General features: G+C 38.5%; 11 protein-coding genes. 2 read left to right on the plus strand and 9 right to left on the minus strand.

Annotated features, from left to right (window positions below):
• Nucleotides 1-58: 58 nt before the first annotated feature.
• From CY0110_RS06580 to CY0110_RS06595, 4 genes are all read right to left on the minus strand, one after another.
• Complete coding sequence (locus CY0110_RS06580) at nt 59-898, minus strand: tetratricopeptide repeat protein (protein WP_008274566.1); 840 nt, start codon at nt 896-898, stop codon at nt 59-61.
• Between the two features lie 151 nt (nt 899-1,049).
• Nucleotides 1,050-1,709 carry a ComF family protein gene (locus CY0110_RS06585; RefSeq protein ID WP_008274567.1) on the minus strand — a complete coding sequence of 220 codons (660 nt, stop codon included), beginning with the start codon at nt 1,707-1,709 and terminating at the stop codon, nt 1,050-1,052.
• 84 nt (nt 1,710-1,793) lie between these two features.
• Nucleotides 1,794-2,045 (minus strand): hypothetical protein, encoded by a 252-nt coding sequence (locus CY0110_RS06590; RefSeq protein WP_008274568.1) that lies wholly within the window; start codon nt 2,043-2,045, stop codon nt 1,794-1,796.
• A gap of 169 nt (nt 2,046-2,214) precedes the next feature.
• The gene (locus CY0110_RS06595; RefSeq protein ID WP_008274569.1) at nt 2,215-5,397 is read right to left on the minus strand and encodes an efflux RND transporter permease subunit; all 3,183 of its coding nucleotides are present in this window, start codon (nt 5,395-5,397) and stop codon (nt 2,215-2,217) included.
• Nucleotides 5,398-6,001: 604 nt separating this feature from the next.
• Between CY0110_RS06595 and CY0110_RS06600 the strand changes: the two genes are divergently transcribed.
• On the plus strand, nt 6,002-6,640 hold the full coding sequence (locus CY0110_RS06600) for a transaldolase family protein (protein ID WP_008274572.1): 639 nt from the start codon (nt 6,002-6,004) through the stop codon (nt 6,638-6,640).
• Between the two features lie 140 nt (nt 6,641-6,780).
• On the plus strand, nt 6,781-8,202 hold the full coding sequence (locus tag CY0110_RS06605; protein WP_232285694.1) for a hypothetical protein: 1,422 nt from the start codon (nt 6,781-6,783) through the stop codon (nt 8,200-8,202).
• Between the two features lie 147 nt (nt 8,203-8,349).
• Here CY0110_RS06605 and prfB read toward each other — a convergent pair.
• From prfB to CY0110_RS06630, 5 genes are all read right to left on the minus strand, one after another.
• Nucleotides 8,350-9,463, minus strand: a protein-coding gene (gene prfB, locus CY0110_RS06610; RefSeq protein WP_157464546.1) for a peptide chain release factor 2 whose coding sequence is annotated in 2 segments (ribosomal slippage) — nt 8,350-9,390 and nt 9,392-9,463 — 1,113 coding nt in all. Because the reading frame shifts where the segments join, the coding sequence is not laid out codon by codon here.
• Nucleotides 9,464-9,477: 14 nt separating this feature from the next.
• Nucleotides 9,478-10,728 carry a polysaccharide biosynthesis/export family protein gene (locus CY0110_RS06615; protein WP_008274577.1) on the minus strand — a complete coding sequence of 417 codons (1,251 nt, stop codon included), beginning with the start codon at nt 10,726-10,728 and terminating at the stop codon, nt 9,478-9,480.
• A gap of 143 nt (nt 10,729-10,871) precedes the next feature.
• Nucleotides 10,872-11,393 carry a chemotaxis protein CheW gene (locus CY0110_RS06620; protein WP_008274579.1) on the minus strand — a complete coding sequence of 174 codons (522 nt, stop codon included), beginning with the start codon at nt 11,391-11,393 and terminating at the stop codon, nt 10,872-10,874.
• 30 nt (nt 11,394-11,423) lie between these two features.
• A complete protein-coding gene (locus CY0110_RS06625; protein ID WP_035798735.1) occupies nt 11,424-14,855 on the minus strand; it encodes a hybrid sensor histidine kinase/response regulator in 3,432 nt (1,143 codons plus the stop codon).
• 93 nt (nt 14,856-14,948) lie between these two features.
• Entirely contained in the window at nt 14,949-18,263 is a 3,315-nt protein-coding gene (locus CY0110_RS06630; RefSeq protein WP_008274582.1) for a GAF domain-containing protein, read from the minus strand.
• Nucleotides 18,264-18,304: the final 41 nt, after the last annotated feature.

Here is an 18,304-nt window from a genome sequence, read left to right on the forward strand (position 1 = left end):
AGTTTATTTTAATTGATAAAGCCTGCTAATGCAGGCTTTATTGTTACTAGGATATCAGCTAGAGAGACTCTTCTGTTTGTAATTGTTGTAGGGTGTTGATCGCGTGTTGGGCGTTATTTGTGTTACCTTGAGCTTGAAATAATTCGGCTGCTTTTTCTAAATCTGCGATCGCTTTTTCTCTTTCTTCTAGTTTAAATCGAGTCACCCCTCGGTTATGATAAGCATCGGCAAAGTTAGGGTTCAATTGTAAGGCTTTGGTATAGTCTTCAACCGCTTGTAGAGACTTTCCTAAACGATTATAAGCTAAGGCGCGATTATAATAAGCTTTAGGATTATTTTCACTGAGAGCAATGGCTTGATTGTAGGCTAATATGGCTGCTTCGTGCATTTTTAAATCATCTTTAGCGTTACCGAGATAGATATAAAAGTCTGCATAATTGGCTTCTAATTCAATGGCTTGAGAACAATCTTCTATGGCTTGTTCATGATTTTTCAATTGATAATAAGCATAACAGCGATTCCCATAAGCATAGGCAAATTCAGCATTTAATTCAATGGCTTGATCATAATCGTTAATCGCTTCTTCAAATTGCTCTAAAAGTAAGTAAGAATAGCCCCGATTATAATAAGAATCTGCATCACTTTTGTTGAGTTTAATGGACTCTGTAAACGCTTCGATAGCTGCTTGGTAGTTTCCTACATCGATTTGATCGACTCCTTTATTATACCATTGTACTGCCGTTAATGATGGGGTTTCTTCTACCTCCTCTAAAACGGTTTCTTCGGTAGGTTCTGTTTCTTCTTGACCCAAACTTTTTGGAGAATTCAAAGCAATATTAGCTACAGAAAATATACTGCTAATTAGTAAAATGATAGATATTTTTTTGAGTTTAATCATGGTTTAGAGATCAGTTTAAACAATCAATTTGTCTATTTTTTATTAATCTATAATTGAACTAATGTTATAATGTGGCACCGTTTGAGCTATATTATATAGCATTTTTTGGACTCATAATCTCCCTCTGCCTCAAATCGAGAGATGGAAACTGCTATAAATGACGTGGAGTGCAGACGGAAAGTACCCCTAATACTTTTTTTCCTTGATGTTGTAACATTCTCGCTGCTTCTTTAACCGTTGTACCTGTAGTATAAATATCATCAATTAATAAAATAGGTCTAGATACAGAATAATTTTGTAATGATTTTCCTAATTTAAACGCACCTTTAATATTGTTTTCTTTTTCTTCAACAGTTAAACTAAACATCGGTTTTGTGGAACGAACTCTTATTAATCCTCTCTTCTTTAAAGGATATTTTGTCACTTGACAAAATCCTCTTGCTATAATTTCCGATTGATTAAAACCTCTTATTTTTTCTTTGGTTTGATGAATTGGAATAGGAATAATTAAAGGAAATAAATTAGGATTGATTAAAGAATAGTTTTGCCAAGTTTCTGCTAACCAAACTCCCAAAAGTTCACCAATTTGAAGATGTTTATCATATTTAAACGCTGCGATCGCTTGTTTTAATTTTCCGTCGTATTCTCCCCAAACAAATAACGGTAAGTCCCCTTTCCAAAATTTTTGAGGCTGTTTTAATTGAAAACTTTTTAATTGTTTCTGACAATAATCACAAATTTCTTCGGAGGTTGCACGTTCACACAGTGGACAATTGTTTTGTAAGAAAAGTGATAAAATATTGTTCAACATAATTGTTTATACAGTGAACAGTTATCAGTGACCAGTGAACAGGGACCAGTTATGAGCTACCAGTTAAGTTCACTGCTCACTGTTTTAGCTATTCGCTGGGGCTTCAGGATATAACCCCAATTCTTTAGCTAACTCACGGGCAACATGAATTAAAAATTTTGCTCCATCGGGGTTATTTTCGTGAGCCATCATAGTAGAAACTTGTACCAAAGATTCAATAAAACCTTGATCGATTAATTCGCTATTGGCTGTTAATAAGTTAGGTTCTTCTCCATTAGGACAACGCATTAATTGATCGATTAAACCAAAATATTGTTCTTGACGAGATATTGTCATGATGTCTCCTTAAAAAATAGGGAATAAACCTTAAGCTTCCTGGTCTGCCTTCATTGTAGTCGTAGGTTTTAGGTTTCTTCGATAATTCTTAAGACTTTTTTTGGGTTAAATATTCTCTGAGATATTGTTAACATTTGTAGCATAAATCGCTTTCGTGAGTCTCCTTATATTAATGTTGTTTTTGTTTTTCCTTCTCCTGAAACACTTTAACCGTTCCCTGTTCACTGTTTTCTCTTGCTTTAAAATCCTGTAATAACCCCATCAATGCAGGGATAACTGTCGGGGTTAAAAAGGTGGATAAAATTAATCCTCCGGTTAAAGCAATACCTAACCCTTGATATAGTTCGGCCCCTTTTCCTGGAATAATAGCTAACGGTAACATCCCTAAGACGCTAGTACCGGCAGACATAAAAATAGGACGTAAGCGATCGCCGACGGCATAATATAAAGAGGCATCGTACTCTACCCCTTCCTCTTGGAGTTGCAAAGCGCGATCTACTAATAAAATAGCGTTATTAACAACAATACCGGTCAAAATGACAAATCCTAACCCGGTAATCATATCTAAAGGAACTACCACCCCAGGAATGGCATTAGCTAAGACTAAACTTAACAAGGCCCCAGTCATTCCCATCGGTACTGTGGCCATGATCAACAGAGGGTAAATAAAAGAGCGGTACAACGCAACTAAGAGTAAATAAGTGATAACCAAAGAGAGGAAAAACGTTGCACCTAACTGAAACAAAGTTTCTGCTAAAACATCGGCAGATCCCCCTAATTCTAAGCGCACACCTGGGGGTAAATTAGCCCGCAATGGTTCTAAAATCTGTGTTTCAGTTTGATCGACCAACGCTCCTAATGGTGCTTGTCTACCCACACTGACGGTTAGGGTAATGGAACGTTCCAAGTCCACATGGTTAATGGCATCAGGCCCAGTGGTTTCAATAACCTCGGCCACATCTGATAGTTGCACTAATTGACCTTGACCATTGTACATGGCGAGTTGTCGTAATTGGTCAGGGTTGCTTACAAATGTGTCTTTGAGTTCCACACTCACGTTTAATTCCCGTTTCCCGTCCACAAATTCCGAAGCCCTTAAACCCCCTAACGCACTTTGTACCATTGAACCAATTTCTGACTCAGATAAACCAGACTCCGCTAAACGGACACGGTTAGGGATCACTTGTAATTCCGGCGCACCGGTAACAAAATTAGAGCGAACATTCTCTACTCCTGGTAATTGTCGAATTTCTTGGTTCAGTTGCTGTTGTATGTTATTTAATTCGTCTAAGTTTTCCCCAATAATTTTTACTTCAAACTCTTTTCCTGGATCATTAAAAATAGAAGCCCGAATAGGCACCATAAAACGATACCCTGGAAACTCTAAACTTTTGCTACGGAGTCGGTTAACCAAACTATCTAAGGTGTTACCGGTAGCTTGATCCGGATGGACAAAAGCAGCAATAATACGTCTTCCTGGCCGATGAACATATAACGTTCTCATGATTTCTGGTTGTTCACTAACGAACTTTCTCGCCGGTTCGGACTGTTCAATAGCTTCAGGTATGCTGGTTCCGGGAAAGGGTTCAGCTAACCATAAAATCAGGTTACGGTTTCCTTGGGGTAAGTAGTCCGGTGGGGGTAAAATTTGCAAACTAACCACAATTAAGGCCAGAGGAATGGCTAAAATAAGTAAGCGACGTTTAACTTTACCCCTTCCTAATGACCATTTGACAGTTTTGAGCAGAAAATCTTCTAATTTTCCTTGTCCTCTACGAAATATTGTTGAAGTTTGCGCTACTTGTCTCTCTAACCAGTTACCCCCTTGATGGTTCACTTCTGCTAACATTTGTTCTGCTTCAGTCCGGTTTAAAAACAGTCCGGCCAACATAGGAACAAGGGTTAAAGCAGCAAACAGAGAGAATAAAACTGACGCAGATAAGGCGATACCAATATCAAAGAATAATTGTCCGGCTTCTCCTGTTACGAGAACAATAGGTGCAAATACCGCTACCGTGGTTAAAGTCGAGGCTAACATGGCACCTCCCACTTCCTGAGTGCCGTCAATAGCAGCTTTCATAGGGGTTTTACCCTGCTGCATATGGGTAAAAATGTTTTCGAGAACAACGATCGCATTATCCACTACCATCCCCACCGCAAAGGCTAACCCGGCTAAACTAATCACATTAAGGGTTCGGCCTAGTAAAAAGAAGACGATAAAAACAGTAATTAAGGTGGTAGGAATAGCGATCGCAATAACCCCAACGGTTCTCAATGACCCTAAAAATAACAGTAAAATCAAGGCAGCTAAGATAGCACCCATGATTAGATTACTCTGCACAAAGGAAATAGAAGCGTTGATATAATCGTTTTCGTCGTAGGTAATGTCGAAGGCGATCCCTTCTCCTTCCCGATCAAACCGCTGTTCTAAGTCTTGTAATGCTGCACGAATACCGGCGGAAATTTCGGGAACATTACCACCCACCTGGCGCATAATACCAATACCGACGGCTGGCTCATTATTCCTCACCAATGCCCGATCTTGGATCGCTCTTCCCATACGCGCTTGGGCCACATCTCCTAAATACACAGTCCCTGACTCATCTCGACGCAAGACAAACCCTTCTAACTGTTGTACATTATTAATACGACTGAGGGTTCTCACCCGATATTCTCGTCTTCCCAACACCAATGGGCCACCGCGAATATCTCTATTATTGCTACGCAGTGTATTAACCACATCTCCAATAGTAAGGTTGCGATCAGCCAATGCTTTAGGATCGACAATAACCTCAACTTCCCTTTCTCGTCCCCCAGAAATAATAAACTGTCCTACCCCTTGCACTTGACGTAAACGAGGGACGACCACATCATCCACTAAGTCCCGATAATGATATTCATCGGGGGTGTAACCTTCTTTCGGGATTAAAATAACCCACATCATCGGACTACTGCTACCGCTTACCACTTCTACGTTAGACTCGTCTGCTTCTGCGGGGAGGGCTTCGACTTGTTGTAATTTATTGAGAACGTCGATTAAACTGCGCTCAATGTCCGTATTCCAAGTAAATTCGACACTAATGTTACTGGTTCCGTTGCTGCTGGTACTGCTGATCTCTTGTATCCCTTGAACTTCTTCTAAACGTTCCTCAATGGGACGAGTTACCAAGTCTTCCACTTCTGCCGGACTTGCACCAGGATAAGGGGTCGTAATGGTAATTTCTGGGCGATCGCCACCGGGTTGTAATTCTAAAGGTAAATTAAACAGGGATAACATCCCAAATATTGCTAATAAAGCAAACAAAACCCCTGTCCCATGTCGCCAACGAACGGCTGTTTTAATTAAACTCATTTTTTTAGTGATAGTTACTATAATCTGGACTCGATAAAGTTTTTTAAATTTTTAAGATTCTTTTTAAGATTGTAGCAACTAGCTTGATTATCTTAGGTTGTTAATGCAAAATTTTTCTAAATTTCCTCATTCCAAAGATTTTAATCTCACTGCAACACTTTCAGCAGTATCAATCATAGAGTTTTTAGTATGACCTGTAAAGGTTTCAGAATCATAAGTCGGTAGGCGGTGCATCAGTCATAATTAATAGACTTTTTAATGCCATCTCTCCAAACACTTATTTTAGGTTTAGTTATTTTTTCATAGTGATTAAATTAATCATAAAATTTAAACTTAATAAAGCCAAAGCTAAGGTCATCTCTATATAATTATGGGTTGCTGATTTAATCGTAGCCAGGAGAAAACATTTGAGAAATAAATATTGTGATAGTGTAATAAGAAGTTTCGTTATCTAACAATTAAGAATATCTTATTTGAATGTTACCAGAAAAAATAAAAAAATGATCACAGCATAAAATATGAATATTTATCCCATCAATTTATAAAGTAACAAGACGACAAGACAAAAACCTGTTATTATGTAGTAGTTTTATAATTGATAATTATGATTTATATTGACTCAGCTATTATCGAAGATGTGAAAGCTGCCATAACATATGGATGGGTAAAAGGTATTACCACAAATCCAACTATATTGGCAAAAAGTGACTTTTCTCCAGAAGAAACCTTACAAGAATTAGCGTATTTGAGTCCTGGAGAACTGTATTATCAGTTAACAGCAACTGAAGTTGAAACCATGATCGCAGAAGCACAAAAAGCCTATGAATTAATAGGAGAAAAAACCGTCTTAAAAATTCCTGCAACAACCATCGGGTTTCAAGTGACAGCCACCTTATCTCCTAATATTCCTTGTGCTGTTACTGCTATTTATAGTACCGCACAAGCTGCCATTGCTAAAGAAGCAGGAGCTAAATATGCGATCGCGTATGTCAACCGCGCAACTCGTTTATTAGGGGATGGTTTAGCTTTAGTTGAAGAGATGGCCAAAGTATTAGAAGAAAGTGACACTGAAATTTTAGCAGCGAGTTTAAAATCACCAGAAGAAGCGGCCGCAGCTTTAAAAGCAGGGGCGCATCATTTAACTATTCCTTTAGATATTTTAACTGCGATGACCACTCATGAATTATCAGAAAACACTGTCATCGAATTTAATGAAAAAGGAAAAGGAATTACACTGAAATAGCTTATTTAAAGTAAAACAATAAAATTTAATTTCAAAATATGAAAAATGAAAAACAAATAATTATATTTATCACTCTTTTATTTACAACAGTTTTTGTTAGTTCTTTCTTTCTCTTAATAGGGGGAACTAAAACTGCTATTATGGGAGCTTTATTAGTTCCTTGTCTAGTATTATCTTATTGTTTTCCTCGATGGGGATTATTAGTTTTTTTAATTTATCTTCCTTTAGGAGGAACCATTACTTATGCTTTAGCGGGTGCTTTCCAGGCATTTGGTAAGGGTGTTATTTATACAGGCTCTTATTCTTTGTTTCATTTAGCTAAAAATGTTTTTTATCTACCTGCTTTACTAGGAATTTGTGTTAGTTATCGAATCTGGACTAAGAAACCATTAACATTCAAACCTTTATTAATTGCTCTTGCTTTCTTTACATTAACTTGTTTTTTAACTTTCTTTTTTATCAATTTTCCTCAAGATTTTGCTAATTCTGAGGATAGAATTATTTTAATGGGATTAGTAGGTTTAAAGGTTTGGTTAGGTTACATTCCCTTAATTTTTTGTGCTTATTACTATCTAAATAATCAAAAAAAATTACTTTGGCTAAATCGAATATTAGTTCTTATAATTAGTATCGCTTGCATTTTATGTTTAATTCAATATTTATTATTAGTGTATGGTATTTGCCCAGGTAATAGTGAATTGCCTGTTCCTTCTAATACTTCTGCTAGTTTACGCGCCCAATGTTTTGTAGGAGGTTCTTTACTTTATAATCCTGGAAAAAACTTAATTCGACTACCAGGAACTTTTGTGGCTCCTTGGCAATGGGCTTGGTTTTTGATCGCTAGTAGTTTTATCACTTATGGTGTTACTTTAAGTGACCCTTCTCGTTTTTGGAAAAGTGTAGGTTGTACCTCTATTATTACTGTCCTGGTTGCTACATTAATTTCAGGGCAAAGGGCGGCCTTATTATTAGTGCCTATTATTTATTTACTGCTTTTTCTTTTGACACAAAAGAAAAATAAAAACTTCTTGATTAAATTAGCCATTATCTTTATTTTAACTGCTATCATTACGACTCAAATTGGTTTAATTGATGAAAGAGTGGCTAATTTTGTTCAACGTTGGCAATATGCACCTCCCCACGAATTTATAGCCAAACAAATACAATGGTTAACTCACGATCGCATTACTTTATTAGGTCATGGACTAGGAAAAACTCTTAGTGCTGCTCGCCGTTTAGGATCAATTCAGCTGGTAGAAACTTTCCCTGTTCAACTAATTTATGAAATAGGGATTTTAGGATATTTGGCATTTTTAACGGTTGTCACTACTATAACTGTTCTTACTTTTAAAGCTTATCGTTCTCTCAAAACCCCCCCATTGCGAGGTCTGGGACTATCTTTATGGATTTTTATTTTATTTATTAGTTATAATCCTTATTATTATCCTCTGGCTGTTGATCCAGTTGCTGTTTACTATTGGTTTGTTGCAGGAATATTATTAAAGCTACCAGTTTTAGAAGAAGATACTACATCTACATTTTCAGAAAAAAGTCATTGCTAATATTATTATTTAAGGCAAAATTAATTACTTATCATATCCGAGTTAGTGCCAATTATTTTAACTTAACAGAAACTTATTAAAAAGCTGCGATAAGAAATAGAAAAGTTACAGGTCAGTAAGAATTTAAACTCTCAAATTCAACCAACCCTAAATATCTGACATCGTATCATAACGCAAATAAGCTTCAATAAAGGAATCTAAATTACCATCCATCACCCCAGTAACATCTGTTGTCTCTACATTCGTTCGTAAATCTTTTACCATCTGATAAGGATGGAAAACATAATTACGAATTTGATTCCCCCAAGCTGCTTCTACCATATCCCCACGAATTTCAGCTATTTCTTGCGCTCGTTGTTCTTGAGCAATAATTAATAATTTTGCCTTCAATAAAGCTAGGGCTTTTTCTTTATTTTGGAGTTGAGAACGTTCTTGAGTACAACGAACTGCAATACCCGTAGGAACATGGACAATTCTCACTGCTGTTTCTACCTTATTAACATTTTGGCCTCCCTTTCCCCCAGAACGAGAGGTGCTAATATCTAAATCTTTATCTGGAATATCTACCTTAAGATCATCCTCTTCTAACATCGGCATGACTTCGACCCCAGCGAAACTGGTTTGGCGTTTTCCATTAGCATTAAACGGAGAAATTCTTACCAGTCGGTGGGTTCCTTTTTCTCCCTTTAAATAACCAAACGCATAACAGCCTTCTATTTCTAGGGTCGCTGATTTAATTCCCGCTTCGTCTCCTTCTGATAGTTCCGTTAAATTCACCTTGTACCCCTGTTGTTCTCCCCAACGAGTGTACATTCTCAGGAGCATTTGCGCCCAGTCTTGAGCATCTGTACCGCCAGCACCAGCATTAATGGTTAAGACGGCCCCTTTAGTATCATAAATTCCCGATAATAACTGTTGTAATTCCCAGCGATCAAGATTATGGTTAAGTTGAGTAATATTCTCTTGAGCCTCTCGACGCAGAGTCGTATCGTCTTCTAATTCCAATAATTCAGCGATCGCCTCAGTGTCTTCCAACTGCTCACACCATTGTTGATACTGTTCTAATTGTGATTTGAGATCATTTAATTTTTGTAAAGTTTTTTGAGCCGTTTCAGGCTCATCCCAAAATTGAGGTTGTGCTGCTGTATTTTCTAGATTTTTAATATTTGCTTTGAGCGCAGGTAAGTCAAAGATAGTCCTGGGTTTTCCCCAGGCGCGAACCAATCAATTCAATCTCTCTTTTCAGTTCCGTTGTTTCCATAGACTCCTAACTATCTAAAATCTAAAGTCGTTGCCGTTATTACTATTACCACCAAAGACTCTATTATTAGGTAAACTAATAATAAAGTTACTCAAGCCTAACACATCTCGAATTGGCTGAGTAATAACTCGGAAAGCAGCTAACACCTTACCTAATAGGGTTCTACTGACAACAATTACATCTTCATTTTGAAGGGTAACATATTGAGTTACGTCGAGATTTTCTACTGTTTGAATGGGATTTAAGCCTTGTGTTACCACTTTACCTTGTTCAGGATCAAATCTCAGTAACGTTACTTCTTCTTTAGTGATCAAAGGACTACTCGGTGGTAAAGCAGCAACTGCATCTAAAAAGGTACTTCCATTGGGGAGGGTGATATTGCGAACAGCTAAGCCAATGGGATTAGTTGGCAGTAAGACACGGACGATAATTGTCGGTTGTGCTAAATTGGTTTTAGAAATTAACGTTCGATCATAGTCTTTTTGTCCTGCATCTAGTTTAGAAACAATAATGGTGTCCCCTCCCTGTAGGCGAAATGATGGTAAACGAGAGCCTTCAATTAAGGGACTATACAAATCAACCCGTTCCTCTAGTATGGTGCCATCTACTAAAGGACGGCGAATAATAATTGATCGCAAGTCCGCTTCTGGGGTACTACCCCCGACCCCTGTGATCACATTATTCAAGGTAATCCCTGGAGCAAAAAAGTAATAACCAGGACGACTGACTTCTCCTAAAATCGTTAACTGTACCGGACGTGGTCCCGATAGAACAGCAATCACTTCTGGCGGTTCTTGTAAATAACGCTGTCCTAATTCGTAAGCCATTTTAGTTTCTACTTCATCTAGAGTCAGTCCCACAACAGAGATTTCCCCAAGAAAAGGAACGCGAATTTTACCTTCAGGGTCGATCGCCCCTGAAAAACTAAATTCATCAAAATCTAGAACTCTAACGTTAATCGCATCCCCAATGGCTAAACGATAGAGATTAAACTGTTCTGAGGTTCTAACATCAAACAAAGGAGGTTGCTCAGTGCCTGGGGGAATATTTTCATCTCCAAAGGTAGCCGGGGGCGATTCTGGAACCTCCAGAGGCTCAATCCCTTCTTGATTAACTTCTTGCGCTAAACTAGCAGGTATCAAGAAACTTTCCATTAAACTCCAACCAACAATTCCCTGAGAACAACCGTAAACTATTGAAGCTAACAAAGGTAACCTCAATATTTTTTTTCGGGCTGCTTTAGATCCCTTTTCACGATTTACCATGATTTTCCTCACACCAGACACACAATACTCAAATTTTAGGATAGATCAAATCTGCTTTGATTGGTGAGTTATCAGTCATCAGTAACCTCAGTGAAAGACTAAACAAGATAAGAAAATACTGTTGTCTGTTGCCCGTTCCTTTTCTAAAACACAAAGTTTTCCATGCCCATCGGTGGAACTAAACGATCAACATCTAAAATGAATACAGTTAATAATTGCTCATTTTCTTGCACTCTCGTCACATGACTCGCTATCTCTAAGGTATCTCCACTACGATACGAATTAGGTAAAGTGCGAATCTGACTCAGAGGTAATTCAACGAGAGATGGGGTTTGAGGGACTAAAATTCCAAACAATTCGTCAATACTATTTTTAGCTAAGATTAGAAACTGTCGCCCTGACATTGGCGGTTGAGAGATGTTAAAGAGACGTTTGTGAAGATCAATCGCTGTAATTTCCATTTCATCAACATGAATTAATCCTACGTCAGTGATGCCACTCCCTTGCATAGGAATATAGTGAGTGATTTTTTTGACCGATTCTACAGATAATGCTAAATGAAGTGTCCCTATTTTAAAGATCAACAACTGACGGCGACGGGTTTCGACTTCCTCTAAAGAGGGATCAACGTTGGCTGTGTAATAAGAAGTGGTTTTAGTAGTCATAGTTTTTAGGATAATAAATACTGATTAGTGTTAATCGGTAATCATATTTTTAATCGTTTCGAGGAATTGTTGTTCGATATAAGGTTTAGTAAAGTAAGCACTTGCTCCTAAACGGGTGGCTAACTGACGGTGTTTTTCACTGCTTCGAGATGTTAACATTGCCACAGGAATTTTCATTAATTCAGGGTCACGACGACGCTGCCCCAAAAATTCAAATCCATTCATATTAGGCATTTCTACATCACAAATTACCAGTTGAATCCCTGGCTGTTGCAATTGTTCTAAGGCTTCTCTACCATCCCTAGCTTGTAGAACCCGATACCCCGATTTTTGTAAAGTTAATGCTAAAGTCCGTCGTAAGGCTGCTGAGTCATCGACCACTAAAATAGTAGGATTTTGTGCAATTGGTGTGGGAGTATGAGATTTATCGCCAGAAGCTTCTACTATGATACCTGCCGATTTTCCTAAAGCATTGTAAGCCTCTAAACATTCTTCGAGTAATACCGTTCCGTTGACTACAGGAATTAAAGTTCCATCCCCTAAAATGGTGCAACCATAAATGTAAGCAGGGACTGCGATCGCTTTACCAAAGGGTTTAATTACTAATTCTTGTTCGGTGACTAAACGATTCACTTCTAGAGCGTATAAACGCTCTCCTCGTCGCAAAATTAACAAGGGTGAACCCCAATTATCTGGAGTCATGATTCCTTGCAGGGACTGAGATGCAAACCCTTCAGGACAAGGACTATGATACTCAAGTAAATTTTGTAGTGGATAAATGGGGATAATATGTTTTTGCCAAGCCAGAAACCGTTGGTCTCCTGACGTTTTTATCTGTTCAGGTTCTGGCATAATGATTTCTTCAATGCTATCGGAGGGTAGAGCAATGGCTGATCCTTGATGATAATTATGCTGTTGAATCAGACAAACTAATAGTTTGGAAATGGTTAAAGTAAAAGGTAAACGGAGGGTAAAAGTAGTTCCTTTGCCAGAAATAGAACTCACCGAAACCGTTCCTTTTAAAGCCCGTAATTGTTCTCTGACCACATCTAAACCAACCCCACGACCAGAAAGCTCACTGACTTGACTCGCAGTAGAAAATCCCGGCTCGAAAATGATATCTTGTAGCGCTTCTTTTGTCATCACAGCCACCTGTTCTGGGGTTACTAAGCCTGCTTCAACGGCTTTTTTAGCAATTTTTTCCAAGTCTAAACCCCCGCCGTCGTCTTGCATTTCAATGATGGTTTGGTTACCTTGGTGATAGGCTTGAATTTCAATTTGTCCCTGTTCTGGTTTGCCCAACTTGCGACGAATTTCTGGGGGTTCAATGCCATGATCGAAGCCATTTCTTAGAAGATGTTGCAAAGGATCATAAAGTTTTTCTAAAGCTGCTTTATCGACTAAAACTGAAGTGCCTGTTAACTTTAATTTAACTGGTTTATTGTATTTATTAGATAAATCTCTGAGGACTCTAGGAAAACGGTTTAATACTTCCCCTAGAGGTAACATTCTTGCCCACATTAATTCATCACGAAGTGAGGTGAGCATTTGCCTTTGTTGTTCTAAGGTTTGATTAGAGGAACGAGCAAATAGAACAATATCATCTACCGATTCCTCTAATTGCATCATTTCTTCTAGTAAACTCTGTACAATAGAATAAACAGTGCTATAGGAATCCATTTCCAAAGAATCAAAATCAGAAGATTCAGAAGGAGGAGAAAAGGGGGAACGAGCAAAAACATTCTGTCGATTTACAGCTTGTCCCGTCACTCGGATAGCCCCATAACGTTCAGGGGCAATTACCATTTGGTCTGATAATTGTTTAAGGGTATTGGTAATTTGTTGAAAGTAAGAAAATCGATTTAGTAAGTCTTTTACTTTATTTTGTAATTGATCATTTTGTAGCGATAAACTATTACGATTAATCACTAATTCCCCAACTAAGTTATTCATTCTTTCTAATCGGTTAAAATCGACTCTAACCGAGAGGGGGGGAGCCGTTTTTTGTGTTTCTGATCCTTCTTGTTGCCTCGAACTTCTGGTTTTCGTATGATCTTTAAAAGAACGAGTTGAACGAGTATTATGAAAAGATTGTTTGACAGTTTTAGGAGAAAGTAGTTTTTGTGAAGCGGATTGGTTATTCTCTTCTTCAACAGTAGGTAAAGTGTCAAAAACATTTTCTACCGACTCAACAAAAGTATTGAGATTTTCTTGAATATCTATTTCATTAATTTCTAAAGATAACGGTTCTTCCGTTTCTTCCGTTGGGGTTTCTACTTGATCAAACAAATCATTGAGAGAGGCAGCAAACGGCATCTCTTCAACTGACTCCGATGGCTCATGAGAGGGTTCTCCAAAAACATCATCTAAAGCCGGAACCCCTGCCCAGTCTGGTTCTTCTATTTCGGTACCAGTTGAGCCAAAAATATCATCTAATGGAGGCGCGTTGGCAAAATCTAGAATGCTCTCGGCTGTCTCTTCTAGAACTTCTTGATGATCGACAGTATTTACCTCATTCACAGTCTCATTATCAGAGAACAATAATGAGTTTGCTTCCTCTTCTGGATCTTGGAAAAGATTATCTAAAGAGAGGACAGAATTGTCTTCTAAAGAAGGTTCTGGAGAAGTTTCTACGACGGAGGGAGATAGGGCTGATGTGGGTGTCTCAACCAGATTTCCATTAGCCAAACTTAACAACTGTTCAGACGGTTGACCCCCCGAAATGCGATCGCCTTCCACTAAAACTAAATGCTGACTCTGTTTTAAATCCCCTAAGGCCACTTGAGCAATGGTTACAGCCTCTGATGGAACAGCATTGAGAGCTTGTAAGATTGTTTGGACAATCTCTCCAAACCCTGGTAATGCAAGGAGTTCAGCGAATCCAGTAAACACTTCTCCTTGATCTCGTAAGGTTTGAGCAATTTGTTCATTATTCCCAGAAGCCAAGGCATTTTCAATATCTGCTAAACCCTGAGCGACATCCACTTCAAACAAAGAAGAAACAATATCGATACCCAAATCTGCTGAAGAGGGAATGTATTGTTCTCCTTGAGCCATACTATCCCCTAAAATCTCTTCAATGGCTGCAAACACAGGAAGAGCGGTTTCTATAGCCTGCTCTTCGTCAAAACTCCCTGTTGTCATTTGTTCTTCTAACGGATCACGCAAGCGATCAAACGCCTCTAACAACAAGCTTTCTAAATCATCATCAATGATCACCGTCTCGTCATACAAGGCTTTAAAAATATCTTCAAGACGATGAGAGAGGATTTTAATGGTATTGAGTTCTACACTAGCAGAGCCACCTTTAATAGAATGAGCAGCCCGCATAATTTCATGAACCTTGGATTTATCACGCTCTTCTTTGAGATTGAGTAGTCCAGTTTCAATGATTTGAAGAAGTTCAGGGGCTTCTTCAATAAAAAATTGATAGGCTTGATCGCGGATATCAGAGTTCATCATGGTTTTTGAGGGAATTAGGAAGCAGAAGGGAGTAGGGGAAGCAAAGGGAGACATTAATGATTGTTAGAATGCTTATTGCCTATTCCCTGTTGCTTATTTGACTTTAAACTGTTCAACATTGGCTTGTAACTGTTGAGCAAGGGCAAGAACTTCTTGGAAAGAGTCAGCAAGATGAGTAGCAGAAACAGAAGTATTGTGAGTAATGGCCGAGACTTCTCCCATAACCTCGTTCATAGATTCGGAGGTTAAAGATTGTTCTTGAGCAGCTTGAGAAATGGCACTAACTAACGCATTAATCTGCCCAGAAGCTACGGTTATTTCTTGAAGACTATGGCGAGTTTGTTCAACTAATTCGGTTCCCCGCAACACTTGGTCGGTTCCCGTTTTCATGGTTTGGGTCACTTCTTTGGTTTCCGTTTGAATACTATTGACCAAGGTTTCAATTTCTGCCGTAGCTTCAGCTGAACTGGTAGCCAAACTTCGCACTTCATCGGCAATCACTGCAAAACCTCGTCCCTGTTCCCCTGCACGGGCTGCTTCAATAGAAGCTTTTAACGCTAATAAGTGGGTTTGGGCAGCAAAACGACTAATTAAACTAACCACTTTAGAAATCTTCTGAGATGATTCTCCTAAGTTTTGTATCTTTTTAGTGGTTTCTGATACCGTATCTTTAATCGCTATCATCCCCTCTACGGTTTCATTCATGGCATTTTCTCCCACTGTCACTGTCTCAGAAGCTCTTTGAAAAGCCATAAGGGTTTGTTGAGCATTTTCGGCGACTAAATTAATCGAATGATTCATCGCCATGAGGCGATCGCCAGCTACAGCAATTTTTTCAACTTGTTTAAGAGCTTGCTCAGCGACCGTTTCAATCAAATGTTCATTATTTTCGGTGGTGCTAGAAAATTGTTGTGCAGCAGTTTTTACGTTCAAGACCAAACGACGCAAGTTATCCACTGTGACGTTATACGAGTCAGCGATGGTACCAATTTCATCTTCAGTAATTTTAGCCCGAATTGTGAGATCGCCGTGACTAATGGGTTCTACTTCTGTAATCAGTTCCATTGCTCTTGCTTGTAGCATTTCTTTAGCAAGACGTTGTTCTTCTTGGGCAATTGCTTGTTGTTGAATCAAGTTAGCCCGTTCTAAAATTACCCCGACTTGAATGGCTGCCTGAGTCATAAAATCAATTTCAGGCTGTTGCCAATGACGGGGAGATTCACAATGATGGGCAATGAGTAACCCCAACAGTTCCCCGTTAACAACGATGGGGGTAACTAAATTAGCCTGAACTGCAAACGGTTCTAACTGTTGAAGATGGCATTGGGTTAGACCTGCATTATAAATATTATCTGTGGCTTGAACCCTTCCTTGACGATATTTATCTACATAGTTTTCGGCAAAACAAGGGTCTTCAATAGATGCGCCTAAAGCTTTAGGATAACGTTCATCTACAGATTCAGCTATAATTAACCCTTGCCAATTTTCATCAAACTCATAAATAATTACGCGATCGCATTGAATGGCTTGACGAATTTCTTCCACAGCCGTATCAAAAATAATGTGAGTTTGAGATAACCCAATCAATTTCAACACCAAATCTTTTAACACTTGGGAGCGTTTATTTTCAGCAATTTGGGTTTGTAATAAACTGACCCGATCAAGAACAGACCCTAATTGGGCTGCTAACTGGCGCATGAAGTTAATTTCCTCTTCTTGCCATTGATGGGTCGTCCGACAATAATGGCCGATTAATAAACCAAACAGTTGACCTTGATTGATCACAGGAACAACTAAATTAGCTTTAATTTTTAGTTGTGTCATTAACTGTTGATGATCAGGGTGAAATCCTGCTGCAAACACATCCTCAGTGGGAACCACTCGCCCTTTTTGGTACGCTTCGAGTAATTCTGTGCTAATACAAGAATCGTTAATTATTTCATTGAGAGCAACAGGCCAACCAGGAGAAACAGCTTCATTCGCAATATAACCGCTCCAATCGTCGTTAAAACGATAGATAACAAGGCGATCTAACCCTAACATTTCTTTTGCTTTGCTTAATATCTGATCGAACTGTTTTCTAACTTCCTCTTCATTGGTAGCAACCATGCCATTGATTTTAACTAACCAACGGGATTTTTCAACTAAATCCGCTTGTTTTTCACTGAACTGTTTAAGTTGTCTGGACATTCTGTTGATATTTGTTCCCAATTGTCCTAATTCGTCGGTTCCTGAAACTTTTAGACGAGTATCCCATTCTCCCTGACCAATTTTTGCTAGAGCGTTTGTTGCCTGAACAATAGGAAGAGTCAAACGATTAGCTAATAAAACAGCAATTAATGCCCATAAAAGACTGGCAGCCGATGTTCCCAAAGCAATTGTTAATAATAACTGTCTTTGAGCAGCTAAAACTGTTTTTGTGTCAGCTTCAATAATTACGCCCCAATTCAAATCAGGAAAATTAGCCACATTACTGATAGGAGCGTAGGCACCTAAGATTTTTTGACCTGTGATTTGACTGATATCTTTCCAAGTATGAGCTTTGTGATCAAAAGACTTTTGAGAGAAATATTGAAATTCTTGTTTGGGGTTTTTACCAATATATTTAGCATCTGGTGCGATAAAATAAGCATCAAAATTGTCAATTAATTTATAATCTTTTTTGAGTAAAGAATAAGCATCAACCACTTTGTCTAAATTACTAACAGGCATTCCCAAGCGCATAACCCCAATCATTTTGCCAGTAGTTTTATCTTTGACTGGAGCGACAATTTTAATCGAACCTTTTGGCAATTTAGCAGCACTAGGTTTATAGATAAATGGTTTACCCGTTTGCAAAACCTTGCTAATATAAGGAGAATCTTTATGGTTGGGAATACTTTTCCCTTGGGAATGAACAATGGCATCCCCATTAAGGTTAAACAAAATAGCGTCTTGATAAGTTCCTGTTGATTGAATATATTCAGCTAATAGTTTTTGTTTTTCTTCAGTAGAAGTAGCAGCAGCAATCCGAGGATCGGTAAAGACAGGAAGATTAGCCAATAACTGAATATCGTCATACCGTTCTGCTATGAATAATTTAATCTGTTCTGCTAGGGTAATGGCATCGTCTTGACTTTCTTGTTTAATTTGCTGAACCATAGACTTTCGAGCAATGAAATAGTCAATAGAACCAATGGCAAAAACGGGAACCACACCAATAGTTACGGCGATGATAGCTGCTTTTGCCCTAAGACTTAACCGTTGCCACCAAAAAGTTTGGGGTTCAAAGGTTACTGTTTCTGGGGAGTTAGGAAGAGAATCTTGTGGTAAGTTTAATGGACTGGCAGAAGAACTGGAGTCGGTATTAGGGTTACTCCAATTATCAGCAGTTTTTTGGGTCGTGGGTTTGGAAGGGGTCTGAGTCATGGGATAAGTCTTGTTGGGATATGGAAAGGACAAGAGTGAGA

The organism is Crocosphaera chwakensis CCY0110 (assembly GCF_000169335.1).
Taxonomy (GTDB): Bacteria; Cyanobacteriota; Cyanobacteriia; order Cyanobacteriales; family Microcystaceae; genus Crocosphaera; species Crocosphaera chwakensis.